This is a genomic window from Paenibacillus sp. Soil750, from assembly GCF_001428045.1.
GTDB classification, from domain to species: Bacteria; Bacillota; Bacilli; order Paenibacillales; family NBRC-103111; genus Paenibacillus_E; species Paenibacillus_E allorhizoplanae.
The window spans coordinates 99,294-118,827 of the sequence record NZ_LMSD01000043.1 but is presented as its reverse complement, the minus strand read 5'-3'; the positions used below and the strand labels follow the sequence as shown (position 1 = coordinate 118,827).

Annotated in this window: 17 protein-coding genes; all 17 read right to left on the bottom strand. The window is 42.5% G+C overall.

The annotated features are described in order from the left end of the window. Positions 1-3 precede the first annotated feature (3 nt). Positions 4-1,284: an EF-P 5-aminopentanol modification-associated protein YfmF gene (gene yfmF / locus ASL11_RS33465; RefSeq protein ID WP_056625095.1), complete on the bottom strand. Its 1,281-nt coding sequence runs from the start codon at positions 1,282-1,284 to the stop codon at positions 4-6. 95 nt (positions 1,285-1,379) lie between these two features. Then, a complete protein-coding gene (gene sleB / locus ASL11_RS33460) occupies positions 1,380-2,177 on the bottom strand; it encodes a spore cortex-lytic enzyme (RefSeq protein ID WP_056625092.1) in 798 nt (265 codons plus the stop codon). A gap of 116 nt (positions 2,178-2,293) precedes the next feature. After that, on the bottom strand, positions 2,294-4,846 hold the full coding sequence (locus ASL11_RS33455) for a DNA translocase FtsK (RefSeq protein ID WP_056625089.1): 2,553 nt from the start codon (positions 4,844-4,846) through the stop codon (positions 2,294-2,296). 63 nt (positions 4,847-4,909) lie between these two features. Further along, positions 4,910-5,149, bottom strand: a complete 240-nt coding sequence (locus tag ASL11_RS33450) for a YlzJ-like family protein (protein ID WP_063795766.1) — start codon at positions 5,147-5,149, stop codon at positions 4,910-4,912. Then, positions 5,146-5,991, bottom strand: a complete 846-nt coding sequence (locus ASL11_RS33445) for a ClpP family protease (protein WP_235550654.1) — start codon at positions 5,989-5,991, stop codon at positions 5,146-5,148. The genes ASL11_RS33450 and ASL11_RS33445 overlap by 4 nt, the downstream gene beginning before the upstream one ends. A gap of 67 nt (positions 5,992-6,058) precedes the next feature. Continuing rightward, positions 6,059-7,735: a ribonuclease J gene (locus tag ASL11_RS33440; protein ID WP_056625086.1), complete on the bottom strand. Its 1,677-nt coding sequence runs from the start codon at positions 7,733-7,735 to the stop codon at positions 6,059-6,061. A 171-nt stretch (positions 7,736-7,906) separates the two neighbouring features. Continuing rightward, the gene (gene dapA, locus ASL11_RS33435) at positions 7,907-8,770 is read right to left on the bottom strand and encodes a 4-hydroxy-tetrahydrodipicolinate synthase (protein WP_056625079.1); all 864 of its coding nucleotides are present in this window, start codon (positions 8,768-8,770) and stop codon (positions 7,907-7,909) included. A 26-nt stretch (positions 8,771-8,796) separates the two neighbouring features. Next, complete coding sequence (gene dapG / locus ASL11_RS33430) at positions 8,797-10,014, bottom strand: aspartate kinase (RefSeq protein ID WP_056625076.1); 1,218 nt, start codon at positions 10,012-10,014, stop codon at positions 8,797-8,799. A 42-nt stretch (positions 10,015-10,056) separates the two neighbouring features. Further along, entirely contained in the window at positions 10,057-11,097 is a 1,041-nt protein-coding gene (locus tag ASL11_RS33425; protein ID WP_056625073.1) for an aspartate-semialdehyde dehydrogenase, read from the bottom strand. A 36-nt stretch (positions 11,098-11,133) separates the two neighbouring features. After that, positions 11,134-11,727, bottom strand: coding sequence for a dipicolinate synthase subunit B (locus ASL11_RS33420; protein WP_056625070.1), 594 nt, complete (start codon positions 11,725-11,727; stop codon positions 11,134-11,136). Beyond that, a complete protein-coding gene (gene dpsA / locus ASL11_RS33415) occupies positions 11,724-12,623 on the bottom strand; it encodes a dipicolinate synthase subunit DpsA (RefSeq protein ID WP_056625067.1) in 900 nt (299 codons plus the stop codon). The genes ASL11_RS33420 and dpsA overlap by 4 nt, the downstream gene beginning before the upstream one ends. Before the next feature lie 153 nt (positions 12,624-12,776). Next, complete coding sequence (dut, locus tag ASL11_RS33410; RefSeq protein ID WP_235550660.1) at positions 12,777-13,205, bottom strand: dUTP diphosphatase; 429 nt, start codon at positions 13,203-13,205, stop codon at positions 12,777-12,779. Between the two features lie 13 nt (positions 13,206-13,218). Then, complete coding sequence (locus tag ASL11_RS33405) at positions 13,219-14,475, bottom strand: M16 family metallopeptidase (RefSeq protein WP_056625061.1); 1,257 nt, start codon at positions 14,473-14,475, stop codon at positions 13,219-13,221. A gap of 108 nt (positions 14,476-14,583) precedes the next feature. After that, positions 14,584-15,603: a polysaccharide deacetylase family protein gene (locus ASL11_RS33400; RefSeq protein ID WP_056625058.1), complete on the bottom strand. Its 1,020-nt coding sequence runs from the start codon at positions 15,601-15,603 to the stop codon at positions 14,584-14,586. Positions 15,604-15,760: 157 nt separating this feature from the next. Beyond that, a complete protein-coding gene (gene pnp / locus ASL11_RS33395; protein WP_056625055.1) occupies positions 15,761-17,863 on the bottom strand; it encodes a polyribonucleotide nucleotidyltransferase in 2,103 nt (700 codons plus the stop codon). Positions 17,864-18,130: 267 nt separating this feature from the next. Continuing rightward, complete coding sequence (rpsO, locus tag ASL11_RS33390; protein ID WP_028558319.1) at positions 18,131-18,400, bottom strand: 30S ribosomal protein S15; 270 nt, start codon at positions 18,398-18,400, stop codon at positions 18,131-18,133. 154 nt (positions 18,401-18,554) lie between these two features. Continuing rightward, entirely contained in the window at positions 18,555-19,502 is a 948-nt protein-coding gene (locus ASL11_RS33385; RefSeq protein WP_056625052.1) for a bifunctional riboflavin kinase/FAD synthetase, read from the bottom strand. Positions 19,503-19,534: the final 32 nt, after the last annotated feature.

Here is a 19,534-nt window from a genome sequence, read left to right as displayed (position 1 = left end):
GGTTTACTCCCCCTTCTGATCCCGTAAAAAGTATATCGTGTCCAACTGAACTCGTTTCGCAACCTCTGCTATAGCCGGTATATCCACTTGCTCGACTGCAGAAATTAAACCCGCTACCGTACGCTCTTTCCCTGACAAAATGGCATTAAAATCAAACGAGATCAGCTCAAACGCTGAATCTTGTATTTCACGCAATTGATTGGAAATCATAGCTCTTGTTTGACTCCATTCAATGTCGGTGATTTCTCCTTGTTCCAATGCTTTCAGTTGTTTACGTATGATATCTACGGCTTTCTCATAGTTAGCCATCTCAATACCAGACTGAATTGTCAAAATGCCTTTATGTCCATCAAAACGAGAAGAAGCATAATAGGCTAGACTCGCTTTCTCGCGAACATTTGTAAATAATTTGGAATGCGGATATCCGCCTAGAACCCCATTATACATAAGTGCAGCCGGGTACTGATCGTCGCTGTATGAAATGTTCGTACGAAGACCCATGTTCAGCTTACCTTGGTTAACATCCAATCGTTCTACGATCGTTTTCACTTCACCTGTTACGCCACGCGGCGCAGATGTGACATAGTTAGCATCAGAATTCCGCTCAATGGCAAACGATTGCTTCACGATTTCTTCAACTTCACTTAGCGTTGTGTTGCCAACAACATAAATGTCCATTGGTGAAGTTTGGAGCCATTCTTTATATTGTTCGTAAAGCTGCTCCGCATTCATACCGTCGATATCTTCTATTTTACCTAATGGATGAAGTCGATACGGTTCATCACTGCACATTTCTTCCATACAACGTTCGGCAGCATAACGAATTTTATCATTTATGACCGATTCGATTCGTTTACGAATTGTCTGCTTTTCTGCGTCTACATATTTCGCGCGAAAATGTTGATCCTCTAATGCTGGACGGGTTAACGTTTCACCCACAAAATCAAGTCCTTGTTTCAGCAAAGAATCCGCTGATTTCACGAATCGATCATTGATAATGTCCATGCGTAACTGAACGATTTGGTAGTCGCCTCGCTTATAAATATCAAAGCCAAACCCTGCACCGTACAAATCATCTAAATACTCCCGGAACTGCTTCGTTTCAGGACGAAGCTCTGTACCTCTGCGAAGGATAAAAGGTGTTATTGCGGTACTTGTGACCGTCTCATCATCTAATTGACGTCCTATGTATACGGAAATGGCAAATGTTTTGAAACGATCTGTCGGTAGAACGTGTATTCGGATATGCTTCCAGCTGCTGCGCTCAAATTGAATAGGCTTCAAAGGTCAGTCTCCCTTCTATGTCCGTGTAATAAATCCATTATATTCCTATACGAAGAGGAGAAGCAACCACATGTGGTTCCTTCTCCTTGTCCAATTTATACGCAGAAAATGTGTTTACCAATTTTTTTAATTTGTTTTCTTGTCCAAATCCATTTGGACGTAGCCGTTTCTGGGTTGAAGTAATAGATACAACCACCCGTTGGGTCCAATCCATTCAATGCATCTCTCACAGCTTTTTTGGATGATTCGTTCGGTGTTAGCCATATTTGACCATCAGCAACAGCTGTGAAAGCACCTGGTTGAAATATAACACCAGAAACTGTGTTCGGAAAACTTGCCGATTTCACTCGATTTAAAATAACGGCCGCTACGGCAACTTGACCTATGAATGGTTCACCACGCGCTTCACCATTGACAGCATTGGCCATTAAGTTAATATCCTGTTCCGAGTAACCAAGATTGTTCGAGGGAGTTAAATTAGCCGGAGTATCCGTTCCCGTTCCAGTACCTGCACCTGCACCTGAATTACTAGCACCTTGATTACTATTCGCAGTTTCTCCTGCTGAAGGTTTCCAGCTTTTCGTTGCTTCCCAGAGCTTCAGTTTGGTCTTCGGTCCAACGATACCGTCTACCTTCATGCCAAACTCACCTTGGAATCGCTTTACTGCGGTTAATGTCTTGTACCCATAGTCGCCGTCAACACCACCGTTATAAAACCCAATGAATTTCAACCTTCCTTGAAGTTCATAAACATCAGATCCTGTGGCGCCATAGCGTACTTCATTCTTACTAAATGTTTCTTCCGTCGGCGGATTGAATTTGCCCTTCAATTGAAAAGAAACTACCAAAACAAATACAATACAAAATGTAATGACAATTAGTCGTTTATTCATTCCCCTTCTCAACCTCACTTTTCAAATTACAACCTTTTCTTGCTTATTATGAGAAAGTGAGTCCATGATTATACAAATAAAACACTCCCCAGAGGAGAGTGTTTGTCCGATACAGATTAAGAACTAATCCGGTTATGATGATATTGTTCAAGTGAGATCAGTACTTCACGCGGTTTACTGCCTTCATATGGGCCAACAACCCCTTTAGCTTCCATGGCATCGACAAGCCTAGCAGCACGTGTGTAACCGACTCTCATTCGACGTTGAAGTAAGGATACGGATGCTTGCTTCGCTTCCAAAACAATTTGAACGGCTTGATCGTATAGCTCGTCCTCAAATTCATTCTGCTGCTCTGGCATTTCTTCAACCTGTGGTACGAGTTCCTCCCGATAATTGGCTTGTTCCTGCGTTCGTACGAACCCAACAACTTGCTCTACTTCGCCATCGGAGAGGAATGCCCCTTGGATACGTACAGGCTTGGATGCACCTACTGGCAAGTAAAGCATATCTCCACGACCTAGTAGTTTCTCCGCTCCTACCATATCCAAAATTGTTCGCGAATCCACTTGCGAAGAAACACCAAAAGCGATACGGGATGGAATGTTAGCCTTGATAACACCAGTAATAACATCCACCGAAGGACGTTGTGTCGCAATAATTAAGTGAATTCCTGCAGCCCGAGCCATTTGAGCAAGACGACAGATGGAATCCTCGACATCATTAGCTGCTACCATCATAAGATCTGCTAACTCATCCACGATAATCACATAGTAAGGCAGAGGTGCTGCAGTGCCACTCTCTGTCAACATCGCGTTATAGCCTTCAATATTTCGTGTCCCACTCTTAGAGAATAGCTCATAGCGTTTCTCCATCTCGACAACGATTTTCTTGAGCGCTAGGGATGCTCGCCGCGGATCCGTAACAACAGGTGCTAATAGATGCGGAATGCCATTATACACATTCAATTCAACCATCTTCGGATCGATCATTAAGAACTTCACTTCATTTGGCTTTGCCTTATATAAAATGCTTGTGATAATCCCATTGATACAAACCGATTTACCAGATCCGGTAGCACCAGCAACTAGTAAATGGGGCATCCTTGCCAGATTCCCAACAATCGGTTGACCCGAAATATCTCGTCCAAGAACTACAGATAGTCGTGAGCTAGACTCCTGAAAAGCAGTCGTCTCCATGACTTCTCGCATCGTAACAATGGAAACTTCTAAGTTTGGCACTTCGATACCTATCGCAGATTTTCCTGGTATTGGTGCTTCCATCCGAATATCCTTTGCTGCAAGAGCTAGTGCAATATCATCCGTTAAAGAAACAATTCTGCTAACCTTCACACCCACATCAGGTTGGATTTCATATCGCGTTACCGCAGGGCCTCTTACTACCTCAAGAACCTTAGCTCGAACTCCGAAGCTCTCTAATGTTGCTTCAAGTTTTCTTGCATTGGCTTTGTAATCCGCCATTTCGCTTCCTTTGCCAAGAGCTGGTCTTGCTAATAAATCAAGCGAAGGTATTTCGTATGGACGAGTCACGATAACTGGAGCATCTTGAAACTCAATTGTTACTGGCTCATTCTCATCTCCATCCACACTAGTTGGAACTGTTGTCGCATTATTGGATACAGAAGGAGTTGCAGGTCTAACAACTTGTTGTGCTTCTTGAATAACCTGTTCTTGAAAATCACGAATAATCGGTGCTCCAGTAGGTTCATCTGTATTATGTATCGGTTCAGCTGTTGGATGTACAGGGTTCGAGTATACAACTTCCTCCCCGACCACATCAGCTTCGCCATCTGACAAATTATCCTCGATGTTATCACTTTCTCTTGCTGCAGATTTCTTCCGGTTCTCCTTAATTGGTCGAAGGAGTTCCATAAATAATGGCGTTTTCTTCGCACGCTTGACTGGTTGAAAGACTTCTTCATCAAATTCATCATCAACAGGTACATAAGCTGGCTTCTTCACTTTAGTAGGCGCACTTCCCGCTGACGCTGATTGTGCCTGCGGTTGACGTCCTTCTCGGTCTTGCAGCCATTCCTTCATCCGGTCTTTAAAATTTTGTCCTACATTACTGAAACGACCCTTAACGATATTACCTAGATCCACATAAGAAACACCTGTCGCTAGAATAAAACCCATAACAAAAAGCATATATTGGATTAATCTGGCTCCAAGGTAATCGAATAAGAAATAGAGGATGCTGTATAAAAAAGCGCCTACCATTCCTCCACCAATACCATGTTCTAAGGCTGCTCTCCCAGCTTCAGTAGGGTGCAATCCCTCAAGCATGGCAGACCATGTCGAAGAAATGACTTTCCCCGATGTAAAATCGTTGTTAGGATACAGCTGAGCAAATAAATCAATATGATTCTTGATTAATAAACCAAGAATGAACAACAAAATTCCCGCTTTCTTGGGAGTAACCATTTGTGGCCAAGCTCGTTTGATCATTGCGTATAAGGCCACGTAAATGAAAATAAGTGGTATAAGTGAATACCAAGTCCCCACAAAAAAACGAAACAAATAAATCAAAGAATTTCCGACATGACCTTGATGTGCAAGGGCAATGACCGAGAAAATCAAGATGAGGATTCCATACAGCTCGAATAATAAGCTGGTTTTTACAGCCTTCGTCTTTTTCCTGCGTTTCGCCAAGATTGTCACCCCCAAGTCCACATTATACCATATTTGACTCGAGGGATGATACGGGAACAAGACCTAACGAGCTGAATTGACCGCCAGCTGAGGTTGGTAGGAAATGATGCTGCCAGGCGTGAAGTGTTCATTTAAATAATCTTGTGGATTACAGCTATACAACCTTACAATACGTGCTTGATAGCCACTTAACGGCTCAATTTGCATCATAAAACCGTCTACTTCTATATCTAAGTATTGTGGGCTAAATGCATCGAATCCTTCAAATATAACCTCCATCGGAATCACGGAATAATGGATCACTGAACAATCCCCCCAGAGTTCGCCACTTTCTTCGCTTCAATCCGGCTGTTCAGCTCACGAATGGCATCTCCGATGCCACCTACTTGATTGATTAATCCATATTTTACCGCATCAATACCAATTACCGTTGTACCGATATCTCTCGTAAGTTCACCCGTCTTAAACATCAGCTCTTTAAACTTCTCTTCCGTTACGTTAGAATGCTTCGTTACGAACCTTACAACACGCTCTTGCATCTTATCTAAATATTCAAAGGTTTGCGGCACTCCGATCACCAAACCATTCATTCGAATCGGATGAATCGTCATGGTCGCTGTTTCTGCGATGATCGAATAGTCAGCAGATACGGCGATTGGAACGCCTATACTATGTCCTCCACCCAAGACTAATGCAATCGTTGGTTTCGATAACGTCGCGACCATTTCAGCAATTGCTAAACCAGCCTCCACATCGCCGCCTACAGTGTTTAATATGATCATGACACCTTCAATTTTGGAATTCTGCTCAGCGGCTACAAGTTGAGGAATCAGATGTTCATACTTGGTCGTTTTATTCTGAGGTGGGAGCACAATATGTCCCTCTATCTGTCCTATTATCGTTAGACAAAAAATATTGGATTCACCAGAAACCGTGTTCGTTTGTCCTAATTGTTGGATATTTTCGAGAACCGCATTTTTCTTGACTTCCTCTGTTACCGGTTCTTGTTCCTGTTCTTTCGAGCCTGGTACTGATGCCACTTCATAATCCCCTTTCAAATTAACTACAAAGATAAGTCGTTCAAGATCTCCCATAGTATGAATAAACTTGTATACTTTCATGCATACTTCACTTTGCAACAACAAGAAAAAGCTCCCTCCAATTGGAGAGAGCTTTACTATTTGCATAGGCTCAAGTGACTTGTTCGAGTACCTAAACTTCCATAATGATAGGAAGAATCATTGGTCTTCTTCTGGTTTGTTCATATAAAAAGCGTCCGAGAACATCTTTCACATTTGTTTTTAAAGATGCCCATTCATTTACATTTTCATTCATAAGTTTAGTTAACGTATTTGTTACGATTCGATTGGCTTCTTCAAGAAGTCCTTCGGATTCACGAACATAAACAAATCCACGTGAAATAATATCTGGGCCAGACAAAATTTTGCCATCTTGCTTACTAAGTGTAACCACGACAACAAGAATTCCATCTTGCGACAGTAATTTACGGTCACGCAATACGATATTGCCTACATCCCCTACACCTAGTCCATCAATTAGGATGTTGCCGCTTTGAACTTTCGATCCTTTGCGTGCAGCCCCATTTTGAATTTCTACCGTATCACCAATATCGCACATGAAAATGTCTTCTTTAGGAATGCCGACAGTTTCGGCAAGGATAGCGTGTTGACGCAGCATGCGATATTCGCCATGAATTGGAATAAAGTATTTAGGCTTCATCAGGTTAAGCATTAACTTTAATTCTTCCTGACTACCGTGACCTGAAACGTGAACACCAGTTACAGATCCTGGTCCATAAATCACGTGTGCACCGATGCGCATAAGCTCATCAACCGTTCTGCCAACGTAACGCTCATTTCCTGGAATCGGAGTTGCCGCAATAATAACCGTATCCCCTGGTAAAATATCAATTTTACGATGGGTTGAACGTGCCATTCTTGTCAGAGCAGACATCGGTTCGCCTTGGCTACCCGTTGAAAGGATAACTACACGATCAGCTGCAAGCTTATTAACTTCCTCTGGCTCAATCAACATGCCATCTGGAATATGCAAGTAGCCTAATTCGCTAGCGATCGAAACCACGTTGACCATACTGCGACCAATTACTGTCACTTTGCGATTCGTTGCTGCAGCTGCATCAAACACCTGTTGAACACGGTGAATATTTGATGCAAATGTCGCAATGACAACTCTTTGCTTCGCTTTACGAAACACCTCTTCAATCTCAATCCCTACGCCGCGCTCAGAGCCCGTGTAGCCAGGACGTTCTGCATTCGTACTGTCTGAAAGCAAGGCAAGAACGCCTTTCTTTCCGATCTCAGCCATACGATGCAAATCTGCATATTGCTCATTAACTGGAGTCTGATCAAACTTAAAATCTCCCGTATGAACAACAACACCTTCTGGCGTATCAAGTGCAACACCCACAGAATCCGGAATACTATGATTGGTTTTGAAGAATGTTGCCGTAAGAACGCCTAGGGGAAGAACTGATTCCGAATTGATTAGAATTCGATTCGTCGTTCCGAGCAAGTTTGCTTCCTTCAGCTTAGCTTCAATAAGTCCCATCGTTAACTTCGTAGCATAGAGGGGAACATTAAGATGTTTAAGCACGTAAGGTAAGCCACCAATGTGATCCTCATGGCCGTGAGTGATAATGATGCCGCGTACTTTATCCCGATTCTCTGTTAAGTACCCGATATCTGGGATGACAATGTCGATTCCGAGCATGTCCTCCTCAGGAAATTTCAAACCACTGTCAATGACAATAATATCGTTCGCATACTGAACGCAATACATATTTTTTCCGATTTCGCCCACGCCGCCAAGAGCGAAGATCAAAAGTTTATCAATATTTTTTTTGGACAAGAATATACCTCCTTCATAGATTGGACGACGAATTTTAAATGAAAAAACCGAACTAGTCACTTGCAACCATTATACATGAAAAAAAACAGCAAATACAAGTTAATACTGAATACGTTTAGATTTCCCAAAAAAAGAAAACCGATGCCGGAAGCACCGATTCATTAGGCATGATCATACAAAAAGTGATTGAATGAATTGACCTTCTTGCTCGGATACACGAACTAACGGAAGTCGAACGCCGCCTGTTTCAATCCCCTTAAGTGCCAAAGCATGCTTAATTGGCGCAGGGCTCGGTGCACAAAAGATGCCAGTGAATACAGGATGAAGCTTACGATGAAGCTCAGCAGCTTGCTGAATGTTGCCTTCTAGATAATACTTTATCATAGTTTGCATTTCTTTTCCAATCACATGACTCGCTACGCTGATAATCCCTTCACAGCCAATAGCTAAAGAAGGCAAAGTATTACTATCATCTCCGCTATATACGAGGAAATTAGGGGCAGCATGTGTAAGTATACGTGTCATTTGATCCGTATTCGAGCAATCTTTGGTCGCCACGATATTCGGTATTTGGGAAAGACGAATCGTTGTATCCGCATCCAGGTTCACTCCTGTACGGCCAGGTACATTATAAAGCACGACAGGTGTATTAACAGCCTCTGCTATTGCTTTGAAATGTTGATACACCCCCTCCTGTGAAGGACGGTTGTAATAAGGAGCAACAAGAAGTAAAGCATCCACGCCAATCTTTTCTACTTTGCGCGAAAAAGCAATTGTATGATTAGTGTCGTTGCTTCCAGTACCTGCGATGATTTTGCAACGCCCAGCCGCTACACGAACGGAAAGTTCAATAAGTCGCAACTTTTCATCTTCTGATAACGTTGGCGACTCCCCTGTCGTCCCACAAATCACAAGGCTATCCGAATGTTGTTCTTCAATTAAATAATTAATTAATGGCTCTACTTGATCCCAGTTCACTTGCAACTGATCATCAAATGGAGTAACCATTGCTGTGACTACTCTTCCAAAACTCACTTGGTACGCCTCCTGACTTTCTTGATTTATTTAAATAAATTGAATTTTCGATGAAGTGCACGCACAGACTTGATCATGTCAACACCTTGGACAAGCACCCAAATGGTCGTGTTCGAATCTGCTGATTGCAGAATTCGGATATCTTCCACAGTTAATGCTTCAACAATATGCGCCATAATACCAGGTACACCATTCATTCCGCCACCAATCACGGACACCTTCGCGCAGCCGCTCGTAAACTTGGGCTCGTAACCCTGTGCCTTAAGTAATTGAACTGCACGTTCAGCTTCATGATCAAAGACCGTATATACAACGCCTGAAGGGTTCACATTAATAAAATCAACACTAATCTGATGCTGAGCCATCGTTTTGAATACACGAAGTTGAAGATCAAATTCGCCATCAACGGCAGCGACCTGGATCTGTGTAATATTCGTGAAGTGTGCAATCCCCGTAACAAAGCGATCTTTAACATGGTTAATATCTGTCGAGGTGTTGTCAGAAGCTGTGACTAGCGTTCCTTCTTCCTTGGTGAAGGTTGATCTCACACGAATCGGAATGTTCGCTTGCATAGCAACTTCTACAGCTCGTGGATGAATCACTTTGGCACCATTGTGTGCCATATTACAAATCTCACTGAAGCTCACGCGTTGTAACGGTTTAGCATCTTCAACGATTCTTGGATCCGCTGTCAAAATACCATTAACATCTGTGAAGATATCCACAATTTCTGCTTTGAGTGCGGCACCAAGTGCTGTAGCTGATGTGTCACTGCCCCCGCGGCCTAATGTAGTCAACTCATCATTGCTTGTTTTCCCTTGAAACCCAGTGACAATGACAACCTGGTCTTGCTCTAACAATTCAAGAATCCGATTAGGCTTCATCGCTATGATCTGAGCATTACCATGATTCTCATTCGTGATCAGACCAGCTTGCCCACCCGTCAAAACCGTGGATCGAATTCCTGTTTTGTTCAATAAACTACACAATAGTACTGCAGATATTAATTCTCCGCATCCCATTAACATATCGAGTTCCCGTGCTGGCAGTCCCTCCCCATTCTTTCGAACGAGGTCAAGGAGCGTGTCAGTCGCATAGGGTTCCCCTTTTCTTCCCATCGCAGAAACAACAACAACAAGTTTATAATGTTGAATTAGTGCGTCTTGAATATGTCCTATAACGTGTTCTCTAGCTTGTGCGGTAGAAAGTGAAGTACCTCCGAATTTCTGGACAAGAATTCGCATGAGTTTCCCCCATTTTCACTGCTCAAATAAGCAGTTTGCTGATTATTGTTGCTCTATAGCAATATATTCAGCAATTTGCACTGCATTCCAAGCAGCACCTTTTAACAAATTATCTGAAACAATCCACATGTTAAGCGCTTTAGGGTTACTTAAATCACGGCGCACACGCCCAACGAAAGTTTCAAGTTTACCTGCAGCATCAGTAGCAAGTGGATATTGTTGTTCTGCCGGATTGTCAATGAGTACTATGCCAGGGGCATTTGCAAGTAGTGTTCTCACGTCTTCCATGTCGAAATCTTCTTTCAATTCTACATACACGGATTCAGAATGCCCGTAAACTACTGGAATACGCACGCATGTAGCAGTGACTTCAATGGACTCATCGCCCATAATTTTCTTTGTTTCAAGAATCATTTTCATTTCTTCATTTGTAAATCCATTATCTAGAAATTTATCAATTTGAGGAATAGCGTTAAAAGCAATCTGATGCTTTACTGGTAAGGAGCCAACTGGTAAAATATCTGGTTTTGCCTCATTACCTGCTAGTACTTCTTTGGACTGTCTAAGCATTTCATTAATGGCTTTAGCACCTGCACCTGAAACAGCTTGGTACGTGGAAACAATAATACGTGAAATTCCATAACGGTCATATAGCGGCTTAAGCGCTGCAACCATTTGGATCGTAGAACAATTTGGGTTTGCAATAATCCCTTTATGTTCATTGATTTTCTCTACATTCACTTCAGGAACAACAAGTGGTGTGTCTGGATCCATACGGTACGCACTTGTATTGTCAATACAAATCGCACCCGCTTCTACTGCATGCGGAGCTAATGCTTTCGTGACATCGCCTCCTGCACTAAAGAGCGCAAGATCAACACCTTGAAAGCTATCAGGAGTTGCTTCTTGCACAACTACTTCTTGGCCTTTAAATGCAATCTTTACACCTGCAGAACGAGCAGAAGAGAGTAATTTCAATTCCTTGATGGGGAAATTCCGTGCTTCTAGTAGACGGATGATTTGCTCGCCGACAGCGCCTGTAGCGCCTACAACTGCAACATTGAAAAGCTTCTGGTTGGACATATGCTGGTTTCTCCCCCTCAAGTTGACATCTATCCGTTAGTATTGAAATCTCTCAATAATCATGGGCTGCAATTGTTTACCTTCCAGTGCAGCTTCACAAGCTTCCATAATCAAGTCCATTCGGGCCACCAACGAATTTGGTTTGGCTCCTGGTGCATCTTGACCGTAAGGCACGAAGTAAATATTCTTGGTAATCAAAAGTTTTGCAATATTCATTGCATTCAAACCCAAACCATCATTCGTTGAAATCGCTAAAACAAGCGGTCTCAAGTTTCTCATTTGTGCTTTAGCTGCCATAAGAACGGGGCTTTCTGTCATCGCATTTGCTAGTTTACTAGTTGTATTACCCGTACAAGGAGCAATCACCATCACATCCAATAACTTGGATGGACCTAGTGGTTCTGCATCAACAATAGTCGAAATAATTTCATTCCCCGTAATATCTTTCAGCATTTGCTGCCAGTCAGCAGACTTACCAAAACGTGTGTCAGTCGTCATAATTGTATTCGATACAATCGGAATGACACGAGCACCCGCATCTACAAATCTCTTAATTTGAGGCATGACCTCTTCAAGTGTACAGTGAGAACCGGTTAATGCATAACCGACTGTTTTCCCTTGCCAATTCATTCCACATCGCTCCTGTCTTTGAAGTCTTCCTCGATCAGCTGACTTAAGGTGTTAGCCATAATACGGCCAGCTGTTTTGGGGGCGACGATTCCAGGTAAACCGGGCGCTAGCATCGCTTTAATGCCTCTCTTCTCGGCAAAACGAAAGTCCGTTCCGCCGGGTTTTGAAGCTAAATCGATAATAAGCGCGCGATGTGGGATATTGGTAATAACTTGCGCTGTGACTATCATAGTCGGAATTGTGTTAAAAAGCAAGTCAATATTCCCCACTTCCGGGTACAGATCCTTCGTATAAAAAGGCTGAAAACCCATCTCCCACGCCCTTGCATAATGCTCCGGTTTCCTAACGCCTACCTTGACGGTTGCCCCTAATCCTTGCAAAGTTTTGGCCATTGTGAACCCTGTTCGACCAAAACCCAAAACCATACAAACGGATCCATGAATTGTAATATCGGTGTTCTGGATGGCCATCATAAGCGCACCCTCTGCAGTTGGAATCGAGTTATAAATGGCTATGTCATCACGATCTAATAACTCTACAAGCTCAATATCATGTGTCGAGACGAGCTTCTTCAAATAGCTCTTCGCCATACCTGTATATACCTTCGCATGTTTCGGCAATGAAGATATATGCTCATCTGTCAAAATCATCTCTTCACTTGAGAAAATAGATTCCACTTGTCCTGTCTCATCCGTACCTACAACTGGCAATATAAGTGCATCCACATGCCCAAACAATTCTGGATCTAACTTCACATTCGTGACACCGTGAAATTGCCTCCCGAGATTGTCAAATCCGAGTAAAATAACGGTAGCGTCTAGCTCAGTAAATTTCTGAATTACTTCAAGTTGCCGGGCGTCTCCCCCCATAATAGCAACCGAAATCCCAGTAAGCATTCTTGCTTACACCCCTTCCTCGGTCCGTTTCGATACGTTATAGTATGCGTTCGCCTATAGATGGGTGACTTCCGACTTTGCAACCTCTGAAACAAGAAAGAACCCCTTCCTAAGAAGAGGTTCTTTCTTGTTCGTATTATGTAACCAGCCGTATTAGCGCCCAGTATGGCCAAAGCCACCTGAACCACGTACCGTTTCTGACAACTCATTCACAACGGTCAATTGAATTTGTGGTACACGTTGGAATACCATCTGAGCGATGCGCTCATTCCGCTGAATAACGAATGGCTCATGGCCATGATTAATCAGCAACACTTTAACCTCACCGCGGTAATCCGCATCAATGGTTCCCGGTGAATTAAGCGTTGTAATACCGTGTTTATAAGCAAGACCGCTTCTTGGGCGAATCTGTGCTTCTAGCTCAGGTGGCATACTTAACGCAAAACCAGTTGGAATCAGTTGACGCTCTCCAGGTGCGAGTACAATTGGCTCTTTAACTGCAGCATGCAAATCATAGCCGCTAGCTGCTTCAGACATTTTCTGAGGTAAGAGAATATCTTCTTGACCTTCGATTCTTTTCATTTGTACTTCAAAATCAAAGAGAGACAAGCTGATCCCTCCTGAAGCCGCTAATGACATCATCCGCATTTCCGACCATGGACAGAGCAAAGGGGGTTGCAAATAAATTTTTCGTCAGTTGGCGAATATGATCCATGTTCACACTTTCAATACGTTCAATCATTTCATCCAAACTATAATGTTTACCTGTCATCAATTCATTTTTACCAAAACGGTTCATCCTGCTGCTAGTGCTTTCTAAACTTAGAATAAGGCTGCCTTTCAGCTGCTCTTTACCCTTCTTAAGTTCATTATCTGTCATTCCGTTTACAGCAATATCATGAAGCAGCTCCATCGTAACTTTCAATACTTCTTCCGTTTGCTTAGGGGCCGTCCCTGTATAAATTGTAAACATCCCGCTATCAATATGTGAAGAGTGATAGGAATATACGGAATAAGCTAAGCCACGTTTCTCACGAATTTCTTGGAACAGTCTTGAGCTCATACCACCACCAATGGCATTATTCAATAAAACCATCGGATACAAATTATCCTCTTGTAACGACAATCCAGGTAATGACAGACAAATATGATTTTGTTCTGTTTTCTTCGCATGGAAAATCAACTCGCTAAGGAAATCTGGTGCATCATAGCTTGTTTCAAAACCTGATTGTGAGAAGTCACCGAAATGCTTTTCAATTAATTCCTTTACACTATCATCAATATTCCCAGCAATACTCAGCACGGTATTTTCTGTATTGTAATTTTGTTTGAGATAAGAACGAAGATCATCTGACTTCATTTTGGACAAATTGTCTTGCGTGCCTAGGATCGTATAACCCAAAGCATGCGTGCCATATGAAGCTTTCGCTAACAAATCATGAACGAGATCATCCGGTGTATCTTCATACATAGAGATTTCTTCGTAAATGACGTTCTTCTCTTTTTCTAGTTCACCTTCATCAAAGGTTGAATGAAAAAACATATCCGACAGTACATCCATCGCTAAGGGTAAATGTTCATCCAATACTTTGGCATAATAGCACGTATATTCTTTGGAAGTGAAGGCATTTACATTCCCGCCGATGCCATCAAAGATTTCTGCGATATCTTTCGCCGAATGACGTTCCGTACCTTTGAACAACATGTGCTCGATAAAATGTGAAATACCATTGTTCGTTTGCGATTCATTGCGTGAGCCTGTTTTTACCCAGATCCCGAATGTTACTGATCGAAATGTGGGGATTTGTTCCATAACCACTCTCAAGCCATTATGTAAGCGATATTTGATCACCAAGGTTCCTCCTCGAAATGGTACACCTAAAAGTCCAATTCTCCTATTATACTTCCTCAGTCTAACAAAAATGTGCCTAGGACTCAAATTAGCAGCAGTAAATCATGACTATTTCATGATTTGCCCCTGTCCGGTGATCCTTTTGGAGGATAGAAGATCTGATACAGTACCTAATACCAACCCTTTTTTCTTAATCAAACTGATCATTCCTGGCAATGCATCACGTGACGAAACGGTTGGGTGCATCAAGATAAGTGTCCCAGGTTCAACATTGGTGGATAAACGCTCCAGAATGCGACCTGCTCCTGGATTTCTCCAATCTATCGTATCAAAGGTCCACAACACCGTTTGCAACTTTAATTCGGAAGCAACTTGAATCGTTTCTTGATTGAAGTATCCTGAAGGAGGAGCAAATAGTGAGTTTTTAACACCCAGCTGTTTCAGCAAATCTTCTGTTTTCGAGATTTCTTCTACTGCTTTACTTCGCGAAATCGTACGCATGTCTTTATGTGAATAGGCATGGTTCGATACCTCGTGTCCTTCGCTTAGAATGCGTTTAGCCATTTCAGTATTTTTCTTTAACCAAGAACCATCAAAAAAGAATGTCGCGTGGACATTTTCCTTACGTAACGTTTCTAACATACTAGGCAAAAATTCATTGCCCCATGCGACATTGATCATAAATGAAACCATTGGCTTCTTCGAATTACCTTTATATACTGGATTGGGAGCAAGGTCGTCTAATTGAATTTTCGGCTCTATTTCCTTCATCACATAATTAATTTGATTTGGTGATAAATGATGCTCCGCTAACTTCAGAGTCTCCTCAATATCCACTTCAAGACCATTATAACCAGGGATAGCTTTCCATACAGAATCTACTTTTGCATTAATCGGAGCTACCTTACGGTTCTCTGCTTCTTTGGTTATCGTTTCTAATAAAGTAGATTTGTTGCCAGAAGCAAAAACTGGACGTATGTCAACCCTCGTTTCAACATGCTCACGATCATCTCGAAGTTGATTATTTTTTACACTTTGAATATAGGTTTCAACACTTGGGATCGCATTTACACTAAATAGAACCATAGCAAAAAAACTCCCAAGCAAAATCCATTTTTTGTGGAGCATACACAGGTCCCCTTTCTTCATCTCCTGATTGTATGAAGGTTAGGACAAGAGTAGAACCCGTGCATGTCCTCGAAAGTGTGAAAAGCAAAAAAGAGACAGATAGATCTGACTCTTTATCCTGAACTATGAATGAAACGCACTCACGATTTACGATTCTCTAGCTTTGTGTAGAGACCTGTGAAGTTAACGTTGCTTTGCGTGAAAGATTTACTCTTCCTTGTTGATCGATCTCAGTAACTTTAACCGTAATCTGATCTCCAACGTTCACAACGTCTTCTACTTTTGCTACACGCTCAGTAGAAATTTGTGAAATGTGTACGAGACCTTCCTTACCAGGTAGAATTTCAACGAATGCGCCGAATTTCTCTACGCGCTTCACTGTACCAAGGTAAGTTTCGCCAACGATAACTTCACGCACGATACCTTCAATAATGGAACGTGCTTTCTCGTTCATTTCTTGATTGGACGATGCAATGAATACGCGGCCGTCTTGCTCGATGTCGATCTTCACGCCAGTTTCCTCAATGATTTTATTGATGATTTTACCACCTGCACCAATAACATCACGGATTTTGTCGGGATTGATGTTCATTGTAAGAATTTTAGGCGCATATTGAGAAAGATTTTTGTTTGGTGTAGAAATACGGGATACCATTTTACCCAAAATGTGCAAACGGCCTTCTTTTGCTTGTTGCAACGATTGTTGCAAGATGTTCCGGTCGATGCCATCAATTTTGATATCCATTTGAAGTGCTGTGATACCTTCAGCAGTACCAGCAACTTTAAAGTCCATATCTCCCAGATGATCTTCCATACCTTGAATATCAGACAGAATGGAGAAATGATCGCCGTCTTTGATAAGACCCATCGCAATCCCTGCAACTGGAGCTTTAATTGGCACACCAGCATCCATAAGGGCAAGTACACTTGCACAAATACTCGCTTGGGAAGTTGAACCATTCGATTCCAATACTTCAGATACGAGACGAATTGTGTAAGGGAACTCCACTTCGTTCGGGATGATCGGCTCAATAGCTCGCTCGCCTAACGCACCATGTCCAATTTCACGACGGCCTGGAGGACGTAAAGGTCTTGCTTCCCCAACGCTGAATGGCGGGAAGTTATAATGATGCATGAAACGTTTCGTTTCCGTCAGATCTAAACCATCCAAGATTTGAACATCGCCAAGCGCACCTAATGTACAAATGCTAAGAGCTTGTGTTTGTCCACGTGTGAATAAGCCAGAACCGTGCGTGCGCGGCAACAAGTTGACATCGCACTCAATTGGACGTATTTCTTCTGGTTTACGTCCATCGGGTCTTACTTTATCATGCGTGATTAAGCGGCGTACTTCCTCTTTCACGATATCATAAAGCGTTTCTTTTACATCACCTAGAAGACCAGGTGTTTCTACATATAAAGCTGTGAAATGCTCAACAGCATCTGCATTGACAACATCGATTGCTTCTTGACGAGCATGTTTCTCAGGAATTTTAATCGCATCCACTAATCGTGCTTGAGCGAATTCACGCACCGCGCTATTCACTTCAGCATCGACAGCATGGAGTTTAACTTCCATTTTCGGCTTACCTACTTGTTCAACCAATTCCTCGATGATCGCAACAATCTTGCGAATTTCATCATGACCGAACATGATCGCTTCAAGGACAACTTCCTCTGAAACTTCTTTTGCTCCAGCTTCAACCATCATAATCGCATCTTTGGTACCGGCAACAGTTAAGTGAAGATCACTCTTCTCTGCTACATCACCTGTAGGGTTGATAACGAATTGTCCATCAACACGACCAACAATCACGCCACCAACAGGTCCGTTAAAAGGAACATCAGAGATCGCAAGTGCAGCGGAAGTACCGATCATTGCAGCCATTTCAGGTGGGCACTCTTGATCCACACTCATGACGATCGACACGATTTGAACATCATTACGGAAGCCTTCTGGGAAAAGTGGACGAATAGGACGATCCGTCAAACGGCTCGCAAGAATCGCTTTCTCACTAGGACGCCCTTCACGCTTAATAAAACCACCAGGAATTTTACCTACAGCGTATAATCTTTCTTCATAGTTCACCGTTAACGGAAAGAAATCTAAATCTTTCGGTCCGCTGGAAGCCGTTACTGTGCTAAGCACAACCGTATCGCCATAACGAACAGTTACTGCTGCATTGGCTTGTTTGGCTAGTCGGCCTGTTTCAAGTATGAACGGCTTACCGCCAAGTTCCATTTGTACCCTTGTCTCCATAAAATCCTCCTAAGGCATGGTTTGAATTTCAAAATATGTGTTTGATAAACATGTACAGAAATCATGAGATCCAGAGACCAATCCGAATCTACTCCGTATGTATGCAAAATTGACAAGCTATGGAGTTATCCTCTATTTCTGCGTTATGTCTAGTATTTCCTTCTTTTCCCGTTTTAAAAATACAAGAAAAAGCAACCTTTTGCTGCTCTCTGCCAGAGCTTTATCAAGCCTAGCAAAGGAGCAACAGGTTGCTTCTCATTGTCGGTTTTATCGACGCAAACCAAGCTTTGCAATCAAAGCACTATAGCGGCTTACATCTTTGTTTTTAACATATGCTAGCAACTTACGACGTTGTCCAACCATTTTAAGCAAACCACGACGGGAGTGGTGATCTTTCTTGTGCGTACGAAGGTGGTCTGTAAGGTTAACAATGTTTTCTGTAAGGATTGCTACTTGTACCTCAGGTGAACCTGTGTCGGTATCGTGTACCTTGTGAGTTTGAATCAGTTGTGTTTTGCGCTCTTGCGTAATTGCCATAATCGTTCATCTCCTAAATTCTATTAGTATCCCCGCTAGCCTAGAAAGCGCCGATGAAAACGTCAATCCAAGCTAAGGTTCATGCCAAACGAACAAGTCCATTTGACAACGTTACTCAGTATATCACAATTGACTAGTAGAAGTAAATGTATGATTACGTCTCTAACGTCAATTTCTCTCTTGCTTCTGCTGCATCAAGTTTTATTTGAGCAACTAAATCTTCTAGTGAAGTGAATTTACGTTCTGGTCTAAGAAAAGCAATTAGCTCAACCATGACGGTTTCTCCATAAATTTGCTCGGAAAATTCGAATAAATGCGCTTCAAATGATGGTTTTAGTTCTCCAGTCTCAAATGTTGGTTTCACACCAATATTCATGACACCTTGATAAACATCCCCGCGGACGGTTGCTCTAATTGCGTAAACACCGTTCGTTGGACTGACATACGGTTCTTCTAATTGGAGGTTAGCTGTAGGGAAACCTAGCGTTCTTCCTCTCTTCGCGCCATCAACAACCTTACCGCTTATGCTATAAGGGCGTCCCAATAGCCTTGTTACGGTGTCCATTTCACCTTGCTGCAAAGCTTCACGAATACGTGTACTGCTTACTTTTTCACCATTCATATGAAAAGGTCTCACCACTTCAACAGAGAATTTACCGTGACTCAACTCGCAGAGTGAATCCGGAGTACCTTTACCTTGGAAACCAAAGGTAAAATCAAAACCACAAATGACGCTATCCACACCAAGCCGGTCTAGGACTTGATCCACGAATTGTTCTGGAGATAAACGCATGAGCGATGCATCAAACGTTACAATGTAAGCGTGATTGATGCCCATGCTTTCAAAGATCTCCATCTTCTTCTTCGTGGGAGTCAACGACTCCACATATTTATCTTGCCCCATTACCGCTCTAGGATGAGGATAGAAGGTCATGATGGCCGAGTTAAGTCCAAGGGTCTTAGCCGTAAGCATAGCCCGTCCTATTACCTCTTGGTGCCCTAAATGCACACCATCAAAGTCACCTATAGCCACCACTTGTTTGCCAACAATCTGGGCCAACCGATCCGAATCCATCGGATATGATATTGGTATTATTTGCATATAAGTTCGTTCACCTACCCATTTCAACCCGT